13 protein-coding genes and 2 pseudogenes are annotated in these 19,045 nt (G+C 41.5%); all 15 read right to left on the reverse strand.

What is annotated here, in order from left to right:
* Positions 1-11: 11 nt before the first annotated feature.
* Positions 12-2,129, reverse strand: a complete 2,118-nt coding sequence (gene brxL / locus DWX32_RS17185; RefSeq protein ID WP_118601700.1) for a protease Lon-related BREX system protein BrxL — start codon at positions 2,127-2,129, stop codon at positions 12-14.
* 20 nt (positions 2,130-2,149) lie between these two features.
* Positions 2,150-4,792, reverse strand: a complete 2,643-nt coding sequence (pglZ, locus tag DWX32_RS17190; RefSeq protein WP_118595775.1) for a BREX-1 system phosphatase PglZ type A — start codon at positions 4,790-4,792, stop codon at positions 2,150-2,152.
* 6 nt (positions 4,793-4,798) lie between these two features.
* Positions 4,799-6,304, reverse strand: a complete 1,506-nt coding sequence (locus tag DWX32_RS17195; protein ID WP_118595776.1) for an RNA-binding domain-containing protein — start codon at positions 6,302-6,304, stop codon at positions 4,799-4,801.
* A 43-nt stretch (positions 6,305-6,347) separates the two neighbouring features.
* Positions 6,348-7,349, reverse strand: coding sequence for a hypothetical protein (locus tag DWX32_RS17200; protein WP_118595777.1), 1,002 nt, complete (start codon positions 7,347-7,349; stop codon positions 6,348-6,350).
* Positions 7,350-7,362: 13 nt separating this feature from the next.
* Positions 7,363-7,689 carry a DUF4357 domain-containing protein gene (locus DWX32_RS17205; protein ID WP_118595778.1) on the reverse strand — a complete coding sequence of 109 codons (327 nt, stop codon included), beginning with the start codon at positions 7,687-7,689 and terminating at the stop codon, positions 7,363-7,365.
* Positions 7,690-7,706: 17 nt separating this feature from the next.
* The gene (pglX, locus tag DWX32_RS17210) at positions 7,707-11,177 is read right to left on the reverse strand and encodes a BREX-1 system adenine-specific DNA-methyltransferase PglX (RefSeq protein ID WP_118595779.1); all 3,471 of its coding nucleotides are present in this window, start codon (positions 11,175-11,177) and stop codon (positions 7,707-7,709) included.
* Positions 11,178-11,192: 15 nt separating this feature from the next.
* Positions 11,193-14,741, reverse strand: a complete 3,549-nt coding sequence (gene brxC, locus DWX32_RS17215; RefSeq protein ID WP_055219000.1) for a BREX system P-loop protein BrxC — start codon at positions 14,739-14,741, stop codon at positions 11,193-11,195.
* Between the two features lie 13 nt (positions 14,742-14,754).
* The gene (locus DWX32_RS17220; protein ID WP_055219002.1) at positions 14,755-15,315 is read right to left on the reverse strand and encodes a DUF1788 domain-containing protein; all 561 of its coding nucleotides are present in this window, start codon (positions 15,313-15,315) and stop codon (positions 14,755-14,757) included.
* A gap of 10 nt (positions 15,316-15,325) precedes the next feature.
* Positions 15,326-15,931 carry a DUF1819 family protein gene (locus DWX32_RS17225; RefSeq protein WP_055219004.1) on the reverse strand — a complete coding sequence of 202 codons (606 nt, stop codon included), beginning with the start codon at positions 15,929-15,931 and terminating at the stop codon, positions 15,326-15,328.
* Between the two features lie 14 nt (positions 15,932-15,945).
* Complete coding sequence (locus DWX32_RS17230) at positions 15,946-16,164, reverse strand: helix-turn-helix domain-containing protein (RefSeq protein WP_002578407.1); 219 nt, start codon at positions 16,162-16,164, stop codon at positions 15,946-15,948.
* A 301-nt stretch (positions 16,165-16,465) separates the two neighbouring features.
* Positions 16,466-16,585: pseudogene (locus tag DWX32_RS17235) on the reverse strand (helix-turn-helix domain-containing protein); the annotation flags it as partial.
* A 123-nt stretch (positions 16,586-16,708) separates the two neighbouring features.
* Entirely contained in the window at positions 16,709-17,077 is a 369-nt protein-coding gene (locus DWX32_RS17240; RefSeq protein WP_118595780.1) for a TnpV protein, read from the reverse strand.
* Positions 17,035-17,229, reverse strand: coding sequence for a hypothetical protein (locus DWX32_RS17245; protein WP_118247149.1), 195 nt, complete (start codon positions 17,227-17,229; stop codon positions 17,035-17,037). The genes DWX32_RS17240 and DWX32_RS17245 overlap by 43 nt, the downstream gene beginning before the upstream one ends.
* 16 nt (positions 17,230-17,245) lie before the next feature.
* Positions 17,246-17,728, reverse strand: a complete 483-nt coding sequence (locus DWX32_RS17250; RefSeq protein ID WP_243037621.1) for a cobaltochelatase CobT-related protein — start codon at positions 17,726-17,728, stop codon at positions 17,246-17,248.
* Between the two features lie 219 nt (positions 17,729-17,947).
* Positions 17,948-18,879 (reverse strand): annotated as a pseudogene (locus tag DWX32_RS17255) (AAA family ATPase).
* Between the last annotated feature and the right edge of the window lie 166 nt (positions 18,880-19,045).

The following is a 19,045-nucleotide window of genomic DNA, read 5'->3' on the forward strand; positions in this document are numbered from 1 at the left end:
TATCTTCGATTTTACTCTACCCCTAACGCCTTAAACACTGCATCTTCCGCACTCTGATACGGAATCAGCTGAAATGCACTCATCAGATCAGCTGGAACACTTGCAAAATCAACAAACGATGTACTTGGAATCAGCACCTTCTTTGCGCCGCTATCCAGACACACCTGAAGTGTATTGGCAAGTTCATCCACCTTTATCATTGTGCCACTAATTGTTATATCTCCCAACACTGCCAAGTTGCTGACAACAGGCTTTCCAAGAGCAATCGAACAAAGTGCTATCAATGTTGGAAGTGCCAATTTGTCTGTCATACCGATACCCTGCAAATCCTGATAATTGATGATGTAATCCTTGGTCGAGGTGCTGATAGAGCCACTGATCCGATTGCCGTTGGCTTTCAGATAATTAAATGCCGTGTTCACCGCTTCCTTGCATTTAGAATCACTGCCTAAGCCAGTCCGTTCAATTTTGCCATTGCCTGGAAGCATCTGACTTTCCAAACGGAATACACCAATCATGCCACTTTTTCCTCTGGATACGGTATAAACCTGTCCCGGATTACACATTCCATCCGGTATCAGCTTACCACCACCCTGTTCTGGTACGGAAACATAATGTTCTGACATATCTTCTAGATCTATATAAGAGAAGTTCACATCATAAAACTCCATACCACCCAGCTTCTTCAATTGCTCCTTGACACGGCGACGCATTTCCAATGCAATCTGAATAATTTCTTCCAGTTCTTCTTTGGTAAACTCACCATTTGGGTACATCAACTTCAGATAACCGTCTATCATACGACGAACCGCAATTGTATCACGCTGATTCAGATTTCTCCCCAGACGGAAGTAGTGATCAAGTGCATCTCCATACTGCTCCTTGCGAAGCTCTCGGATGAACTCTGCCAAATAGTCACTGATAAAACCATAATCATTAGTAAAATGCTCCGGTCTGAACTTCGGTATCTCCCATCCTGGAAGATAACAGTGCATACGATCAAGAAATGCTGTATCTGTTCCCATTTCCTGCGGGAAAGGTGCAAACAGACTGGATGTTTTCAACAGCACGTCCACACTCTGATTGATATTTCCCACAAATACCATGGACGCAGTAGCAGCTTTTTCTTCTTTGCCACGGGCAAAAGAGCCGGATGCCATGTAATCCTTCATAATCTGAATGCCATCTTTATCTTTAAACTTGATACCTGCCACTTCATCAAAGGCTACACAGTCCCATAAGCCGACCAGTCCGACCGTTTTGCGTCCCATATTGTAAAACAGGTTTGCAACCGTCGTCTGTCCACCGGAAATCAAAATACTGTTTGGTGAAATCTCTTTGTAAAGATGAGATTTACCGGTGCTTCTCGGTCCAAGCTCACAAAGATTAAAGTTATTCTCAACTAATGGAATCATACGGGTCAAGAGCAACCATTTCTCACGGTATGTAAATTCATCCGGTTCCATTCCGATAGAACGAAGAAGGATATCCAACCATTCATCTTTCGTAAAAGCTTTTCGTCCCTGCTTCAGTTCATCAATATCAATGTGCGGCATCTGGATCGGTGTCAGCTTACGGATACTGATTGGTGAAATATCTTTCTGCTTTTTCTGTTTGGAACGAAGTGGATTTCCATCAATATCCTCAATGCCAAAATTATTGTCGCCTTCAACCTCATAATCCAGCTGAACAATACACCAGATACCGCCGCAGAGCAGGCGATCAAATTTTTCTGGATATTCATCGGCAATCGGTACATTACCAATGCCCAAATTAGAAAACTCTGCAAAAAAGCAATCCTTTTTCATATCCAGTCGAACAGTCACCATATCAATGATTGTGTAACTGCCTTTTTTACGCAGCTGAGACAGAATTTTCTGTGATTCATCCGGGCGTACAAAGTTGTCAGCAAGAATACGCTTCACATTCTGTACGCCTTTCTCTATAACCGTCTCATCATCTGAACTGCAATACTGTCCCAACAAGAACTCAAGAACATACACTGGGACATTCGCCCCTTCTTTAATTTTCTTTGTCAGGTCTTTCCGAACAATCTTACCGTCAAAGTTCTGACGGAGCTTGTTCTTTATTTCTTCACGGGTACTTTCACCCTCTGCAAATTGCTCCATCTTTCTCTCCTCCTGCGGCATTAACTAAAAAAATCAAACTCGTCCACCGCAAAGGCGATGTCAATCTGGAATGGCTCCCGCTGTGGCAGCTGTAATCCCTGTTCATCTGCAATTACCAGATAATAAGTAGCGGTATTGCTGTATTTTAAAGATTTTAGATTAAACTGACAACGGAAAGTTCTTTCTGCACCGTTATCGCTGGTCTTATCTGCAATAATCTTCTGAATATCACTAATCTGTTTGCCGTCCTCATCTGTAAAATAAACTTGATAGGTTGCTGCTTCACGATTTGTACTGACCGCATCTTTTTGATAGAAGTTCAACGAAAAAATCATATTGCTGATCTTACGGTTTGCGGACAGTAAATTAACCGTTACCGGCTTAGTATCATATTTCTGCTTATTTCGCTTATATTCCATAGAATCGTTGCGGAGATAATGATACTCAATCACTGGAACAACCATTTCCTGCAAACTGATACCACCATGCACAAAATTCATACCGCCGCCATTCATTTTGATACGAATACTTTCTCTCGGTGCAAATCCATCAAATTCCGTATTTCCGCCCAGGAATTTTACAGGCATCAAGTAATCTGGTTGCACACCTTTCTGCATAATTGCATATCTTCTGCCATATTCTACACATCGCTTGATACTTTCTTTTTTTGTAATGTCAGAGTTTGTTACATCCACATCAAAAAATCCTCTTTTATCTACTTTGTCCTCTTCCTTCAAAGGACTGTATGTATAAAGAAATCCATGATCTGCCGTAATTAAAATATTCGTTCCACCAAATTCATTTACGATAATACGCACAAGATTCTTCAATTCTGAAATCGCCTTGTCACAGGCAGCAAAAACAGCAGTATCCGAAGTGTGGCTGGCTTCATCTATGGTATCGTGGTAAATATAGACCACATCCATCCCTTTCACCAAAGCACTTCTTTCCGCTCGTTTCATAGCAATGATGTCATTATACTTTAAAGCCACGCTTGCCGAATCTTCTGTTTTCAGAACCTTATCCCTATAAGTACTTGCCGTAGACTGTCCATCTGCCAAAACCGTCAAAATATCGTTCCGAACCTCTACTGTCAGTTCTTTGTGCGGCAACAAAGCTGCCATACCAAACTTTGTAGTAGAAGGAAAGATGCTCTGCATACTGCTGATAGAAACCTTACTTTGCGTTTCTCGCTGAAGCTGATCTGCCATCGTAGCCGCCACTTCATAACGCATGGCATCTGAGATAATTACAAATACTTTCGTATCTGAGGTTTGGATACGGGAACGGTAAAAATCCTCCTGTTGCGGTACTTCCAGAACTTTACCGTAAGTTGCCAGTTCATCCGCACATACATCCGACCAGTTGTTGCCCAACTCACCTAAGAACCAGTGTGTATAAAGTCCTTCCACCTTATCGACAACATGCTTGAACAAATCATCCAGCAGAATATTGGAAGTCTCCAAACTCTTTTGAAAACTAAGATGGAACAAACGGTAATAAGTGTCCATCTGATAGTAGCTCTCAGTATATTCTTTCCAGATACTTTTCGCTTCTGCGGTATGGAATCCGGCAGAATGTTCCTTAAAGAAACTTTGCATATTCGCCACTTGTAAGATACCGTCATAAAAATTCTCAAATGGCTCATACCATACACAAGTTCTCCGTTTTTCAACGGTATTCGTAATGGTATCCACATCAATAATATGGTCACTGATCTCTGTCATTATCTTTGTCAGAATCACTTCATTAATACACGGAAAGCACTCTGTTCCTACCAAATCTTCTACTGTCAGCTTTTCAAAACGCTGATACAGACAAGCTTCATCCTCAACATAACGTGCCACATCATATAATTGCGGAATGTTGTCACTATGAAGCCATTCAGAAATAAAATCATAGCAATATGCCTGATGTGGTATGGAAATAAAACTGTCTAGTCCGGCAAGATATTCCTGCCGCATGGTACGGGTCGCCGCGGTTAAAAGTAGATGAATTGCTAACCGCTCAAGGTCTGGTTCCTCCTCCACAAATCCGCATCCCTGACGAACCATCGCCCAAAATGCTGCGTCTGCATGATATTTTACAAAATCCTGATAAACCGTATTATTATTCAAATCCAGTCCCGCCTGGAACACACTACGGAGAATCATATTAGGCTGTGCATCTTTCAATCCACAGATTGCCGCCATGACAGCCATGTGTAACTGTGCCGGTGTTTCCGGAACTTTATTCTGTGTGCTGACTTTCAAACGACGATCTTTCGCATTGAAATAAGCACGATAATTTTTAACCTGTTTCCTCATTGCCGGATTTGATATAAGTCCCATCTCATCCATCCAAATAGAAATCAGATCCGCCCGAAACTCTTCGCTGTAAAGCTCCACATCCAGAAGCCAGTTATCATCTGGGCGGTTATAGACACACGGACTGTAAACCAGATAATTTGTGGTCAAATCATCTACTGAAAGCAGTTTTTTTACAGAAAACGCATTATTTCCTGTCAGCGCAATCACCTTTGCATTTTCCAAAACCACTTCATCCAATTTATCCTCAAATTCCTTATCTTCATCGTACCAGAAAATGATACGACGCTGATAAAACTCAGGAAGAGGTGCAGCAAACCTGCGATTTAAATCTTGTATTATTTTGTCTGTATCCATGCTGCATTATCTCCCTTCCGTATTTTTTACATAAATAGTGCTTCGTGCCGCACCCTCTTTTCTCAAATAACCATCCTTAACCATATTCAGCAAGACAGCTCTGGCTCTACGATGTTTTACATCTAAAATCTCTACTGTTTCAGCAGTAGTAATAGAGCCATTTTCCAATACATATTTATAGATTTGTTGTTCCTGTTCACTATCCGGCATTTTCTTTGTCGTATCTGGCACTGTTTCTGTTTTATCCGGCACTTCATTGCCACTATCTGGCATTTTATCAATAGTATCCGGCACTTTAATGGCGTTATTGAGGTCATTGAGGTCAACAGTGCCGTCAACCTGACCTCGATAAATATTGATACGCAAATCCACTTCGCCACCAATAAACTCCGGCTCCCGAAGTCCGGCAGCTTTCACTTTATCAATAATTCTCGGAATACCGCTTCCCCAATGCTCGATCAGATTCATGTAAGCAAACGCATGGGCAAGGGCTTCATTTCTGATTTTGGAATAACCTTCTTTCATACGCTCCATCGTTTGTCCCATTGGCAGCTTCCCAGGAGAAGTGATTTCCAATCGGTTGTCATATACCGCTACCTGTATCGTACCATGATCCAGATAACTACGATGTACCATAGCATTGATAATCAACTCACGAATGGCATCCGGTGGAATCTCATAAACATCCTGGCGATAAATTCCCACAATAGTAGCACCCAGATGAATATTTCTTAAGACAAACTGAAATGCTTCGTCTATCTGTTCCCAAAGCGGTCCGGTATATTCTCTACGATCAACAAATACCGCTTTCGTTGTACCTTTGAACACACCACATTGCGTTGCAACATGAAGGCCTCCGTTGCCTGTCAAAATTGCAAACGCATTGGATGGAAAATCTTTTCCATCACGCTCGATTAAAATTCCCCAGGAACGCAACTGCTGTCTGCCTACATCTTTAATCGATGCTTTCTGTTCCTCTGTCCGAGCATTTCTGACAGCCTGCTCTTTCATAGCTTTGCAAAGGGTATCAATATCTTCATCTGTAACATTTAACCCAGTACATAAAGCCTGATCATAGTAGCGGTTACTGCCCTCAAACAACAACTCCTTTACCATATACTCATCGGCAAGGCGGGTAGTTCCGGCAACACGGACATATACACCGCCATCTCTACCAAGGGCTTTGATATAATACGGGCGCTGTCTGCCCTCAAAAACCTCTACCACAATGACAGTCTTACCATCAACCGTCTGTAAAGTGATATCTGGGATAATTGCCGGTTCACAGCTGTCTGATACGGCATTGGCAATGGCATCCATTTTCTTGAACACATCTTCCTTGTCAAAGCCAACAACCTCTCTGGTTTTATCGGCAATTCCGAAAATGATTTTTCCGCCGGTTCCATTGGCAAAGGCAACCACAGATTTCATATATTTGAGGCTTTTCTCCGGCAGGTTCTCTTTGAACTCCACATCCTTCGATTCTCCTGCAAGAATTTCTTCTATAGTCATTGTAACACCTCGCTCTCTTTGGCAGCTATTGCCACCATTCATATTATAAAATACCCGCAGTTTTCTTATTTACCACTTTGGAAATCAGCTCATTCATCAAGTCGTTCTTAATATCAATCCACGTTTTCGTATTGTCGATAGCGAGCTGACATTTAGATTTCTGCATAATTGCAGTAATAGTCTGACGAACATAATTTTCCATTTCAATGAGTTCTTGCTTTGAGATATTGCTTCCATCACCTTCATGTAAGGATTCTGAGCGATAACGATAAAAGTCCAGCATCTTATCATGTATTCCTACAACTTCTGCATCATTCTTTCCAAGCAAAACTGCAATGCGATTGGATAACATTTGTTTTTTACCTGGTTGATTTACCGGCAAAAGTGCCATTTCTAATGCTGTCGTATACTGTTCAAATCCAGTTGGAGCATCTGTCTGCTCCAATCCCCACACAAACTCATCAATAATAGGTTTCATCATGGAATAAATTTGTAATTTATAATCTCTTAAAAACTGATTACAGCGTTCAACATCTTCTGTTGCAAGTATATATTTTCGTTCATCATAAGCATTTCTGGTACTATTCTTGCTCGTATGGTTCTGAGTATTATTTATAAAACCCAACACCTTAAATCTGTAATTGAAAAATGTTTGATATAATCCAATGTTCCCGTTTTTATATAAACGCAACAACGAAAATATTTTATGCAAATATTGTACCTCTTGCTCTTGGTAAGCTCCAATTTCATCTTCACATTGGCAAGTCTTATTCGTGATTACAGCACCCGGAACAATCTGAGGACCATCTATCAAAAATACATCTTCTTTTTTTAGGCAGATAAAGTATGAACCATTTTCATCATGTAAACGTGAGCCTATATACTCAATACATAGTTGATTTTTTCCATTTTCAATTTCTGATTTGAATGGGAAATCATCATAATAGCACTTCTCGATAGTATAACCATTTCCCAATTCAAGATTAAGTATACTTTCATCGCAATACATTATAATCGCTGTAATTTTCACAGTAACATCAATCAAAATACCACCCCCATTAACGCAAGCCCTTATCCTTCAAATATTGACCAAGACTAAGTTTCTTTTCAACTTTCCAAGCCTTATACCCATTTGTACTTCGCCCCGTCACAAACTGAGCCGCTGTTGAAGAGCTGGTAAACTCACAGTTTTTAAGAATATTACCATTCTTATCCACATACTCTGGATTGTCTCGATATGCTTTAGCGGTTTTCCCACCTCTGATATGATTTGCAAAATCCGGACTTATTTTGCCACCTGCCAGAACAGTAATTATCTTTCCATCATATTCTGCCGTTGCATATGCAACTCCTGTACGCTGTGTAAGTGTAACCATAATTTTCATGATTCTTCGTCTCCTATTTATAATTTTTTTAATACTGTATCAAATATTGCATAATTCTTCTTCACACCATCATCCAGATCAATGGAAATCATCTGGTCGGCAAGGTGATGAATCTTTTCCTCGTAAATTCTGATTTCAGTATCCTGCGCCTGCAAGGTATTCAACTTTTTGTTCAGCTTCACACGCTCGCCAGTGGAAGCATTGACCATACGCTGTTCCAAATCCGCAATAGCAGTACGATAACGAGCCTGCTGTTCATGCACATAATCGGTACGGATACGGGCAATGGTGTCCGGCTGATAGCGGTGCATATAAATCAGAGCCTTAAATCCATTCTTCTTGCCGCTGTCAAATAGCCAGTAAATCGGGCGTTTCTGATAAATCTTACAATGATCTTTATAAAAATCATTCAGAAAATAATTCCGAATCACATCTTTCGGCTGACCTTTTCCCCCCAGTGCATCGGCAATGAATTTCAGGTTTTCGTCTAAGGTATCTACACCGTAAACAGTTTTTACGAACTCCACGAATAGACCGACAATATCATCCTCAAAATATTCATCGTCGCAAATCGGGATAATGTTATCCTTATCCGCAGCAAAAGAACTATATTTGCTGTTATCCCATTCTCCACCTGCATAGACAAGACCATCCGCATCCAGAGAGTGGCGACCGAACATACAGCCAACCGCATAGGAAATGAACGAGCGAATATCTCTGCCAAGATCAGCTTTGCGGACAGTAACGTCCTTGTCCTCAACCTCTGGTGTCAGCTCATCCTGTAAACCGTAAATGTCGATGAAAATACGGTTCAATTTTTCCTCATTGGCTTTCAGCTGGTTAAAACGGTCATTGCATTCAGTCTGCCACTGGTCAAAGGCTTCCGCAATGGTAGAAACTTTGCGAAGCAGTGGATGCTTTTGAAAATCCCATGAGGTTTCAAAAGCATCCCAATCCTGCTTTGAAATACTAATATTATATTGGACTAAGGATTTAACCTGCGGATAAAAATTCATATCTTTGATAAATGGCATATTGAGTATATCTTTGATATTATTATTCATTGTCGGGTTTATAATTCTTAAAAGTGCTTGTGACACCTTGGAATTTAAAAATCCTAACACATAATCTATAATAGTTTCATCATTAAACAATATTGTTGCTGCCGCTTTATTAAATGTCAAATTTTTACCAAGTTCTCTTACGCCAAACAAAGGATTCATCGAAACAAGGGTCCATGTGATTCCTCTCCTAAAAAGGATTTCATCTTTGGGGAATCGTGCAATTTTATCTCTTTTATAATGCTGAATCGTGATTGGATCAAACTTTACTACGGTATCAATATTGCCATACCATCGCCTAAATTCACCTCCTTTAGCGTGTAACGCCCACTTCCTTGCTTCAATATCATGAGCATTCACTTCCCACAACAATTTCAAATACTTGTCATTATTACCAGTTAAAATTTGTCCATCAGAAAATGCAACTTTCTCCAATAACTCATTATCATAACAATTAGCAAACTGTTCACTAATCCAATAAGCTATCGGTTCACCTGGTATCTTTTGAAATCGTAGTTGATTAGATATATACCGTTCTTTTCCTTTAATGAAGAGTTCCTCTTTTCCAGTTTGTGTCGTCGGATCAACAAGTCTGCAATATGTACCAAGATAATTGTTCAAAAATGTGTTTCCTATTACAAAGCTGGTTGTTTGTACAATTTCTCCACCAATTTCTTCAAAGGCACGAGCTCCCAAATGCGCCATATTTATAATAGCTTTTTTAGAAATTTTCTTTCTAATATTCTCATAACTTGCAAGGAACATCCAAGCGTGTTGTGTAATCATTGCCTGACAGCCATTTTTCTTTGTCATTTGTCCGCAACGTTCAATAAACACAGCAAACAAATCACTTTTACTATCTGGGTAATCACTTTTAACATAATCAGAGAGCTTTATACTCATACCAGAGCTACCCATATACGGCGGATTTGTCACTACCACATCATACTTCTGCGCCAGTGCTTCTGCCACCTGCACCAACGGCAACAATTCTCTCAGTGCCGTCTCACGGGACATATTTATATCTTCCGTAATCTCTGCAAAACGGTCATACAGTGTAGACCAATCCTGCGGTGTTACGGTCAGAATCGAGCCGTATTCTTTTGCATCATGCAATTCTTTAATGATGGTATCCATAGCTGTCGTGAGCTTTGCATCCCCATTGCAGAAATAGTCCACGGCAAATTCATCTACATGATTGCTCTCTACAATAGCATACACATGGGGCTGAATGCCACGGCTGAAGAAGCGTCGGTCATACTGACGGGCTTTCATCATTACCGCAAAGTAAGCCAGCTGTGTTGCACGGTCATCAATATCCAGACCATAAATATTGTTCTCTACAATGCTTGCCACTGCTTCACGGGTGGTATAACCGTAAGATTCATATATCTTCATCAGCACATCAAACATATACGCAAGAATATGACCGGAACCGGAACATGGATCAATAACTTTCAGCTGATCCGGTGTCAGCGCGGCGTATTCCTTGCGAATCTCGGCAAGCTGTGCCTGCACTTCCGGCTCCTGCTCAGCTTCTTCCAGATAGTAGTGCCATTTGGTATCTTCCGGATCACGGTTTCCGGCAGCATAGGCAGACTGTTCTTCCTCGGTAGGAAGAAGCTGCTCTTTCACATCCGGATGTCCCTCCAGCCATAAACGACCAAGACTGTTCTCTACCATGTAGCGAACAATCCAGTCTGGTGTGAAAAGCTGAGTTGCTGCGGGGATGTTTTCTTTTGTGATTTTCACATTCTTTTTCAGTGCTGCGAAAACGTCATCCTTTTTCTCACTGTTATAATACTGATACAGCCAGCCGATGATCTGGACAGCATCCTTCCAGTCATCCTCCGGTATCAACTCGATCATCTGCTGAATGACACTGCCTTCACGGAGCAGATTGTCCGGCAGAAGAAGCTCGGTGTAGTCCGCAATCTTCTGGAACATTCCCGGCAGAATCTTATTCAAGGCGTTACACTGCACGATCAGCAGATATTTATACAGTTCTTCGGTCTTTTCGGCATCTTTCAGTTCATAGACCTTTTCCATATCCAATCCATCCAAATCCAGATGAATGGCTTCGGTTATAATCTGCGGCTTAAAGTTGTTTTCCTCGTCCGTGAATACACGCACATGGGAAGGAATGTAACCGTTGACTTCCATAAATCGTAGAGCAGAGAAGCGGTTGAACCAAGTGTAGGCAACCTCCTCCATGACCTGCTTATAGCCTTTATCGTTAATCTCGGCAATCAAAGCCTGACGTTGTTTCTTTTCATCAGCAGTGAGGACTTTGCCGCCAACGCTGTCCGCATTGGCGGCCTCGATATTATCCTCTGTGATACCGTATTCCACGCCTTTTAGGGAAACACGGGCGATCAGCTCTGTTCTTGCCCAGACAGCAAATTTTTTAATCGCATTCTTATCCATACTCGTCTCTCCTCGTTAGTTCAGCTTGATCTCATCGCAATTTTTCAAGAGTTGCTTCAGCTGAGAACGAATCTTCTCTACATAATCATCAATGTCTTCATCCGTTTGTAAGGTCTTTGCCTGGAATACAACCTGTCGGTTATAAGCACGGACAACCTTTTTCTTTGCCGGAGCAGTTTCTTTTCCTGGCTGTGTCGGCTGTACCTGCGGCTTCGGTGCAGGCGGAGCCAGAACTGACTCGATATTGCTGATAGTATCATCCTTGTACTGGCACATCGGCAAGAACATAGCATCCAGAAGGGCAAGGCTCTTTAATTCTGCGATTTTCTCCTTGCACTGACTGAAATACCGATCCGATTTTTCAATCAGATGGGATGCCTTGGAATCGCCGTTTGCAGCAGTATGGGTCGCTTCCATACACTGACGAACCGTTTCCAGAACCTCAGCACGTTTTTCTTCCAGCATCTTGTCATGGGCGGTGCGAACCGTATCCATCAACGGATTCAGTTCACGAATCCGGTTATAGTTGAACTTGCTTCCGGTCTGAACCATCGTAATCAATCGAATAGTATTCAGTGCCTTATGTGCTTCCTCATTTTCTGCAATCCGGTCAAGGTCATCATGCAGAGATTTTTCAAACTGCACTGCCTGGTCGAATACTGTTACCTGGGTTTTGAAGAAGTTTTCAATGCCGTTGCTCATGGCTTCTTTATTGTTGAAAAGAGCATCCTCTTTTTTCAGCACACGCTCAATCAGGGCAATATTGTCTTTCTTCTGAGAAAGAACATCATCCATCAGATGAATAGCTTCCTGCACTAATGCACGATCCGGGTATTTATGTCCGTCATAACAAGCATCCAAAGAAGCATAGTAATCACGCTGCTCGGTAAACTTCTCCGTCACAAAGCGAATCAGACCATCTTCATCATCCGGCACATCCATAATGTCGAAATACTCTCGGAGCATCGCTTTTACATCACGCATCATCGTAGCAGAAATGTTTTTACGCTTGCTGATGGAAGTCTTGCCGATCTCACTCTTTTTGCGGAGCATATCCGGCAACTTCGGGTCATCCGGCTGAATGGTATTGCCTGCATACTTGATGGTTACTTTCTGGGAATAAATCAGTTGTGCCGCAACCGCAGCAATATCGATTTCTTTCCATCCATACGGAATCGCACTGTATTTGCTTTGCACATCTGCCATAGAAGTCGGCAACTTTTTCACATCCTGCATTTCCAGATATTCTTCCATAGCAGAAGCAGCATCACGGTTCGGTTCCATGCCCGGAAGTGCCGTTACCGCACCTGTCAGAATCGCAATAATATCTACATCACTGCCTGCATTATCTGTAATCAGGTCGAGCTTGCTATATACATGGGCAACCAGATATTCAAGCGACTGGTCAATCTTGCTCTTAGCATTTCCAGCTCTGATTTCCAGATGCTCACCGTCTACATAGAACTGCGCCCCTTCAATAGCATTTTGCAATTCGCTCATGGCACTCAGCTCATATTTTCCGGCTTCGTCTTGCTGGTCACTGATAATTTTCTGCACAGTTTTTGGAAGCTGGCTTACATTTCTCTGCTTTACGTACTTACGAATCTTCATAGCAGATTCCAGAGATTCATAGTAAGGCGTATCAGCCAGAACCACGATTGCTTCATTACCTTTGGACTCCGCCATCAGACGGTAATCTGTTTTTTCAATAGCATCGGTAGCAACGGTCAGGAAACGCAGACGCATACCACCTGTTGCCACTCCAACTGTAATGCCGTCCACCATCTGATCGAAAGCAAAGTCATATTTTCCATAACGGAACTTCTTGGTTGTGAAAATATCACCGTAAATCATCTGAGCGATACGCTCTACGATAGAAGCGGTATCTACATTGGTATCCCGGATTTCACGCTGAATATCCTGTTCTTCATCCGTCAGGAAGTTATAAGTGTCTCCGGTTCTGCCGATATAGTTCTGGCTCATCAGACGGTCAAGGCATCCACGGACAGCTTCACGCATGATAATCTTATCCACACGAATATCATCTGCCATAAGGATAACGATATTGTCCAGATTGGAAGGAATATCATCAATATACCGAATCAGATACAGGAGTTTCAGTACATCTACATCCTGCTGTTCGATGCCATCACCGTTGTCGGCAGCTTTTTGGCAACGTTCAATTACACGACGAATTGAACCATCCAGAAAAGTATGTACGGTATCATAAAAACGGAAGAACGGAACAAGTGCATACTCATCCTTCTCCTGAATTTTCTGTGCAGCTTCCTGGAAACCGGACAGCATGGAACGCTCACCACCGGAAAGGTGCTTGCCGGAATTTCCGTGCTTGCGGATTTCAGCAAATACCTTCTGCATAATAATAAACTGATACGGCACGAACGGGAAGTTCTCAGTAAATTCCCTCGGACCGGAATAGCCTTTAATATCCAGAATAGAGCCATTGAAGCTGAACAGGTTACGCAGGACAGAATCATTCTGCTCATAAACGGTTTCCAAATCCATTGTTGCTTCCGGTTTCTTTTTCAGAATACGCTTCTGGATGACTTCATCCACGGAGGAAGAAGATAAGCTCAGTCTTGTTTTGAAACGAGCCTGGATACGGGAGAACTCATCGGCACGAACTTTGATGATTTCATCAATGGCTTCCTGTCCGGTGCAGATCACCCAAATCTTTCCTTCACACTCACTTCCGATTTTTTCTGTCAAAGACTGGAGGTTCAAAAGCATATCGGTGTCTGTGCCGACATACTGACCAACTTCGTCGATCATAAACAGCAGACGGAAGTTCGCTGGTTTAGTATCCACATAGGCTTTCATATCTTCCACAAGCTGAGCAATAGATATTTCTGTTGCCGTTTTATCATTGAACCATGCCTTGGCATCGTCCTCACTCATATCCAGAACTTCCATTAAAGTCGGAATAATAAACTTTCCATTGAATGCAAAGGCACGGCGCATTTCCATCCAGGACTTGCCTTTCTTTTCTTCAAAAACTCTGCGAAACTCCTCAGTTTTTCCCTGCTGGTCAATATAACGCTCCATCATGGCAACTTTCAGATTCTCACCGTAAAATCCCAGATGGTTGTAGAACATTTTGGCAAATACACGAAGAACCGCAGTCTTATCTTTATTGCTGAATCCCTCAATATCAATATTGAACAGAATTGTCTCGGTCTGTCCCTTTGTGGCACGATCAATCAGCATAAAGGTTGCCGGGTCGTCCTCAAACTTTTTACGGAAACGCTCCACACTGCGAATGCCTTTTACCTCTTTATTTTCCAAAAGGTAGGAAAGCATTTTCAGGAAGTGAGATTTACCACTTCCAAAGAAACCGGAAATCCAAACACCCATATCGGCTGTCGGCTGGTCAAAAGCATCACCGTAATAATTGAAGAACGTAATGAAATGTTTCTTCAATTCTCTGGTAATGACATATTCATTTAACTCCTGCTCGATTACATCATCAGCAGCCTGATCTACTTTAATTACACCATTGATTTTGCGGTTAATGTCATCCGCAAACATATCTCGAATCATCATGGCTTTATCCCCCTTAATCTATGACATTGAATGCCCGGTAATAATCATTTGGTGTCAGACGATTAAACAGTTTTACATGACGACCATCAAACTCACCCGGATACATAACCAAAATCGGAACATCCGAAAAATACGGTTGCAAGGCTTCCAATAACGTATGGATTCTCATAAACGGGAACACCTCGCCCACACCTGTCAGCATCAGCACATCACCCGGTTCGTGTGGCTCATACTGGATTTTATCAATGAACTCTCCATTGCCGATTGCGGAGTTAAGCTGCTCCAGAAGATAAGCACTTCCGTCAGCTTCTTCCATATCGGGAATTGCATCTGTGATGTCCATATCATCGCAGATAGAGAGAAATGTTTTATATAAATTACAAACGATCAAATGGCAATCTAAGGACTGATCAGTTTCCAGCTGATTCACAAAATGACGGACAACCATTTCATTCTCCGGTTCATAACAGAAGATTCTGATATTCACCTCATTGCTGAGTCCTTTGCCTTCCAGGAACTCCGGTTCCTGAATCAATGCCCGAACTTTGTCCAGGCGTTCTTTTATGTCACTCATTGGCTACCTCCTAAGAAAAGCAATTAAACGCCGGCAGTATCGCCATATCACCATTGCTTCTGATGGCATTCTCCAAAACAGGATGCAGCCATACTGGATTCAAATGATCTGCCCCCCGGTTGTCGAGATATTCTGTTTCAACAAGCACTCTGGCAATTATCTGTTTTAACTTTGTTATTGTAGTATCGCTCCAGGAAGCCACGGTATCATTCTGCTCCTGCAAGCGCATAAAAAATGTATTCAAATCTATCTTACCAAAAGACGTGTCCCTTAATCTGTACTTCTCGCCAATGACGGTCAGCATAAATTCCCAGACCAGTCGGCTCTGCTTCATCAACGCATACAAACAAATCTGTTTTGCCACATCCGTCGGCTGTGAAGCAATCGCAGAAACCAGAGAATCATCTTCCAGTGCCTGAAGCCGTTTGATGCAGGCTTTCGCCATGCGTGTAATAGATTTTTCCGTTGGATACTGAAAAAGATTCTGCTCTACAATTTCTTTAACAATTGCATCATCGGAATTTCCTTCTGCCATTAGCTTTGCGGTAGAACGCATTTCGTAGAAAAGGAACGGCTCTCTGGTCAAAGACGCAATATAAGGATAAGAATGATCCATGTTCCCGTACCTCCTTACTGCTCCTCTTTTTTATCAGGAACAAATTCCATGATATCTCCCACATCACAATTCAAAGCAGAACATATCTTTGACAGAATCTCTGTACTTACATTTTCATCTTTTGATAATCGAGACATCGTTGTTGTACTAACTCCTGTCATTGCACGCAAATCTTTCTTCATCATTTCTTTATCAATTAACAATTTCCACAATTTCTTGTAACTAACTGCCATTTTTTCACCTCAATCTTATTTGCTTGAAATATCTGTTCACATGGTATTTATCATCATATCATAAAAATGCGTTTCAAACAATCTAATCTACCAAAAATCGTAATTCAATTCTGAAATATCGCATTTAAAATCACAAGAAACACATCTTAATAAGACAAGCTGAAAGTACAAGTGCCACTATATATCCGATTCCACAGAAAAATTTTATCTCGTTTATTTTCTCTGATTGCAATCTTATCCTTTTTTTCAATTTTTGCACTTCGTTCTCAGCTGTCTTTCTATTCTGTTCCGCCTGATACTTTAAACTTAACATCAGCGATAATAGACCTTTCGCTTTCAATGTCAGATTCTTATTCTTGAAATGATGATTACTCATTACCGTAAAATTCTTAGTTCTCTCTACACGAAAAATCTGTGCCATGCTCCCATCCTTCTTTCCAGTTCAAAAGGAAAAGACGCAAGCCATATCTTATGACTCACGCCTTACTTCGCTCACAATATTCTATTTTTATCAGTTACCTGCCAGATTAGTTACTGGCAATCCTTATACATAAATCAATTCTTTCAGGATAATCTCTTCTGCAATCGCTCTGTGCTGATTGGCAGCTCTTACCCATGCCATCTGATCTTTCTCCTTATCCGGCAGTGGTTCTTTTTCTTCCAACTGTTTCAGAATCACTTCTTCCCGTTCCCTGGCTGCCTTGTCCACTTCCAGAAGATGCTCTCCTATCGTATCCTGCAGAAGCATCACCTGATAGGTTGAATTTCGATGGTTTTTCAGATAATCTCTGCGAAGAAAACCATACTTGCCAAGTTGCTCCATCTGTTCACCGGATTTATAGGTGAGATTCGGGATTACTTCAAACTGTTTTACTCCACTTCCTCCAGTTCTGTTCCTTCTGGAAGAATATATCCGCAGTTATCACATACTCCATCCTCTGCAAGTATCCCGTCTTTCACAAAGGCTTCAATGCCTCCCGGTTCATGACAGTGTGGACAATCTAATTCCTGTATCTTTTTCTGATTTCTTACATCCTGGCAATTGGCAAATTCAATTTTACCCATAGTGATTCCTCCATTTTCATTCCATATCAATTTGTCTTCGCAAAAAAGTTCCTACTATACGGGAAAAATTGCTGATATTACGAATATAGGCAAAGTCTTTTCCATAGATTCTCTTTTCCACGGAGAGCTCTTCTTCATTCCCTACAAAAATACCAATTACGAAAATTCCCTGATTTCTGGCCCGACGTACCTCATATGCAGTATCTTTCACAGCTTTTTCTCCGTCATAGATCTTGGGCTGGCGGGTTCCTGGTCGTTGTATGCTCATATCACAGGGTTTTCCATCACTTAATACGATTAAAATCTTATTTTTTTCCGGTCGCTCCATGAGAGAGGAACCGACTGTTTTCAGTGCAAGCCCATCTCTGTTATTGGCATATGCACGAAATTGAAAGATTCTTTCATTTGTTTCCCTTGGTTCTTCATAATTCCGAAATCTCTGAAGAGGCAAAAGCATATCTTCTCCAGCAGAAAAATGTAATTTTTTCATCAAATACATGCCAAGTTTCTTCTGATCAAAATATCGTGCAAAGGCACCCTGCTTCACTGCCTCATACAGAACCGTTTGTTTTGAATAAACATATTTTTCTGTATCCGGTTCAAATTCCGTATCATAATCACCACTGACTGTCCAAAAAAGATTTCTGATACGATTGCTGATCTCCAGATGATGTTCTTCCAGTTGTTCCGCCGGCCATCTGACATCCTCCATACAAGTTTACCCCCATATGTCTTTTCCGGTCCAGGAAGATGGGATTCTGGTAGAAACCACATCTTCTACGATCTCTTTTTCAAATACATCAAAACTTTTATTTATGATTCCCATCTGGATTGCATCAATTGGAGAAAGTCCGCTTCTTGTTGCTTTTACAGCAGAAACCAATCCTCTCAGGTCAAGAGATTTTGTTGAGATTTCTCCATGGTAAGCTTTGATCTGCAAATCCAGAAACAGTCCTGCAAAAGCTTTCAGTGCACTTTTTTCCCCATCTGGAAAATGTTGCCTTAATACAAAAAGAACACTATCCTCATCCATTTCAGGCATATCGATTACCATAAACCTTGAAACCAATGCTTCATTTAGCTCTCTGGTACCTGCGTAACCATAATTCATCGTGCCGATAAATCGTGTTGCCGGATGAAGTAAAATCCTGTTATATCCTGGAATATTGATTCTGCGCCGATGATCCAGTGTGGCATGCAGTACAGAAACCGCATCATTTTTTGCCATATTGATTTCGTCCAGGATTCCAAATCCTCCAAATTCCGCGCATTGGTAGATGGAGCCTTTCCGAAGGCGAACCTCATTATTTATAAAGGTGTCCGTTCCAATCAGATCGGCACTGTCTGTATTTACATGAAAAGAAATATCGTATTCCGGTCTTCCGAATATCCATGCCAATGTCTCACATAGTACATTTTTCCTGTAGCTTTTGCACCGGAAAGTAACAGATTATCTCCCTGAAGAAGCGCTGCTGTTGACATTTCCAGAATCTTTTTCCCATAAAATAGGATATCCGGTTTTTCTACTCGTTCCTTTACCTGATCCTCTACCTCATAACGCATGTGAAAATCTCTCAGTTCTCCAATCAGTTCCTGCGCTACCTTCTGGTCTTCTAAATATTTTTCTATTTCTGTCCAATGACTTCTCATGAAGATTTTCCCTTCTTTGCAATTGGTTATATCAAATCAGATAATATTTCTGTTTACTCAATCGTGAACCTCACATGACTAAAGTCACGTGCTTCCGGCCGCTTTAAGCGGCAGACCAAATATCGGCGGATACGCCTGTTACTTAGATTTTGCACAGATATGTGCT

Origin of the sequence: Blautia sp. AF19-13LB, assembly GCF_003479105.1 — a bacterium.
Lineage (GTDB): Bacteria > Bacillota > Clostridia > Lachnospirales > Lachnospiraceae > Fusicatenibacter > Fusicatenibacter saccharivorans.

Coding starts and splice junctions, on each gene's coding strand:
- pglX (WP_118595779.1), bottom strand. CDS start 11,177: ATGGATAAGAATGCGATTAAAAAATTTGCTGTCTGGGCAAGAACAGAG.
- DWX32_RS17205 (WP_118595778.1), bottom strand. CDS start 7,689: ATGAAAATTATGGTTACACTTACACAGCGTACAGGAGTTGCATATGCA.
- pglZ (WP_118595775.1), bottom strand. CDS start 4,792: ATGGATACAGACAAAATAATACAAGATTTAAATCGCAGGTTTGCTGCA.
- DWX32_RS17230 (WP_002578407.1), bottom strand. CDS start 16,164: ATGGCAGTTAGTTACAAGAAATTGTGGAAATTGTTAATTGATAAAGAA.
- DWX32_RS17245 (WP_118247149.1), bottom strand. CDS start 17,229: ATGGGTAAAATTGAATTTGCCAATTGCCAGGATGTAAGAAATCAGAAA.
- DWX32_RS17195 (WP_118595776.1), bottom strand. CDS start 6,304: ATGACTATAGAAGAAATTCTTGCAGGAGAATCGAAGGATGTGGAGTTC.
- DWX32_RS17220 (WP_055219002.1), bottom strand. CDS start 15,315: ATGAGTGACATAAAAGAACGCCTGGACAAAGTTCGGGCATTGATTCAG.
- DWX32_RS17225 (WP_055219004.1), bottom strand. CDS start 15,931: ATGGATCATTCTTATCCTTATATTGCGTCTTTGACCAGAGAGCCGTTC.
- DWX32_RS17250 (WP_243037621.1), bottom strand. CDS start 17,728: ATGTATTTGATGAAAAAATTACATTTTTCTGCTGGAGAAGATATGCTT.
- brxL (WP_118601700.1), bottom strand. CDS start 2,129: ATGGAGCAATTTGCAGAGGGTGAAAGTACCCGTGAAGAAATAAAGAAC.
- brxC (WP_055219000.1), bottom strand. CDS start 14,741: ATGATGATTCGAGATATGTTTGCGGATGACATTAACCGCAAAATCAAT.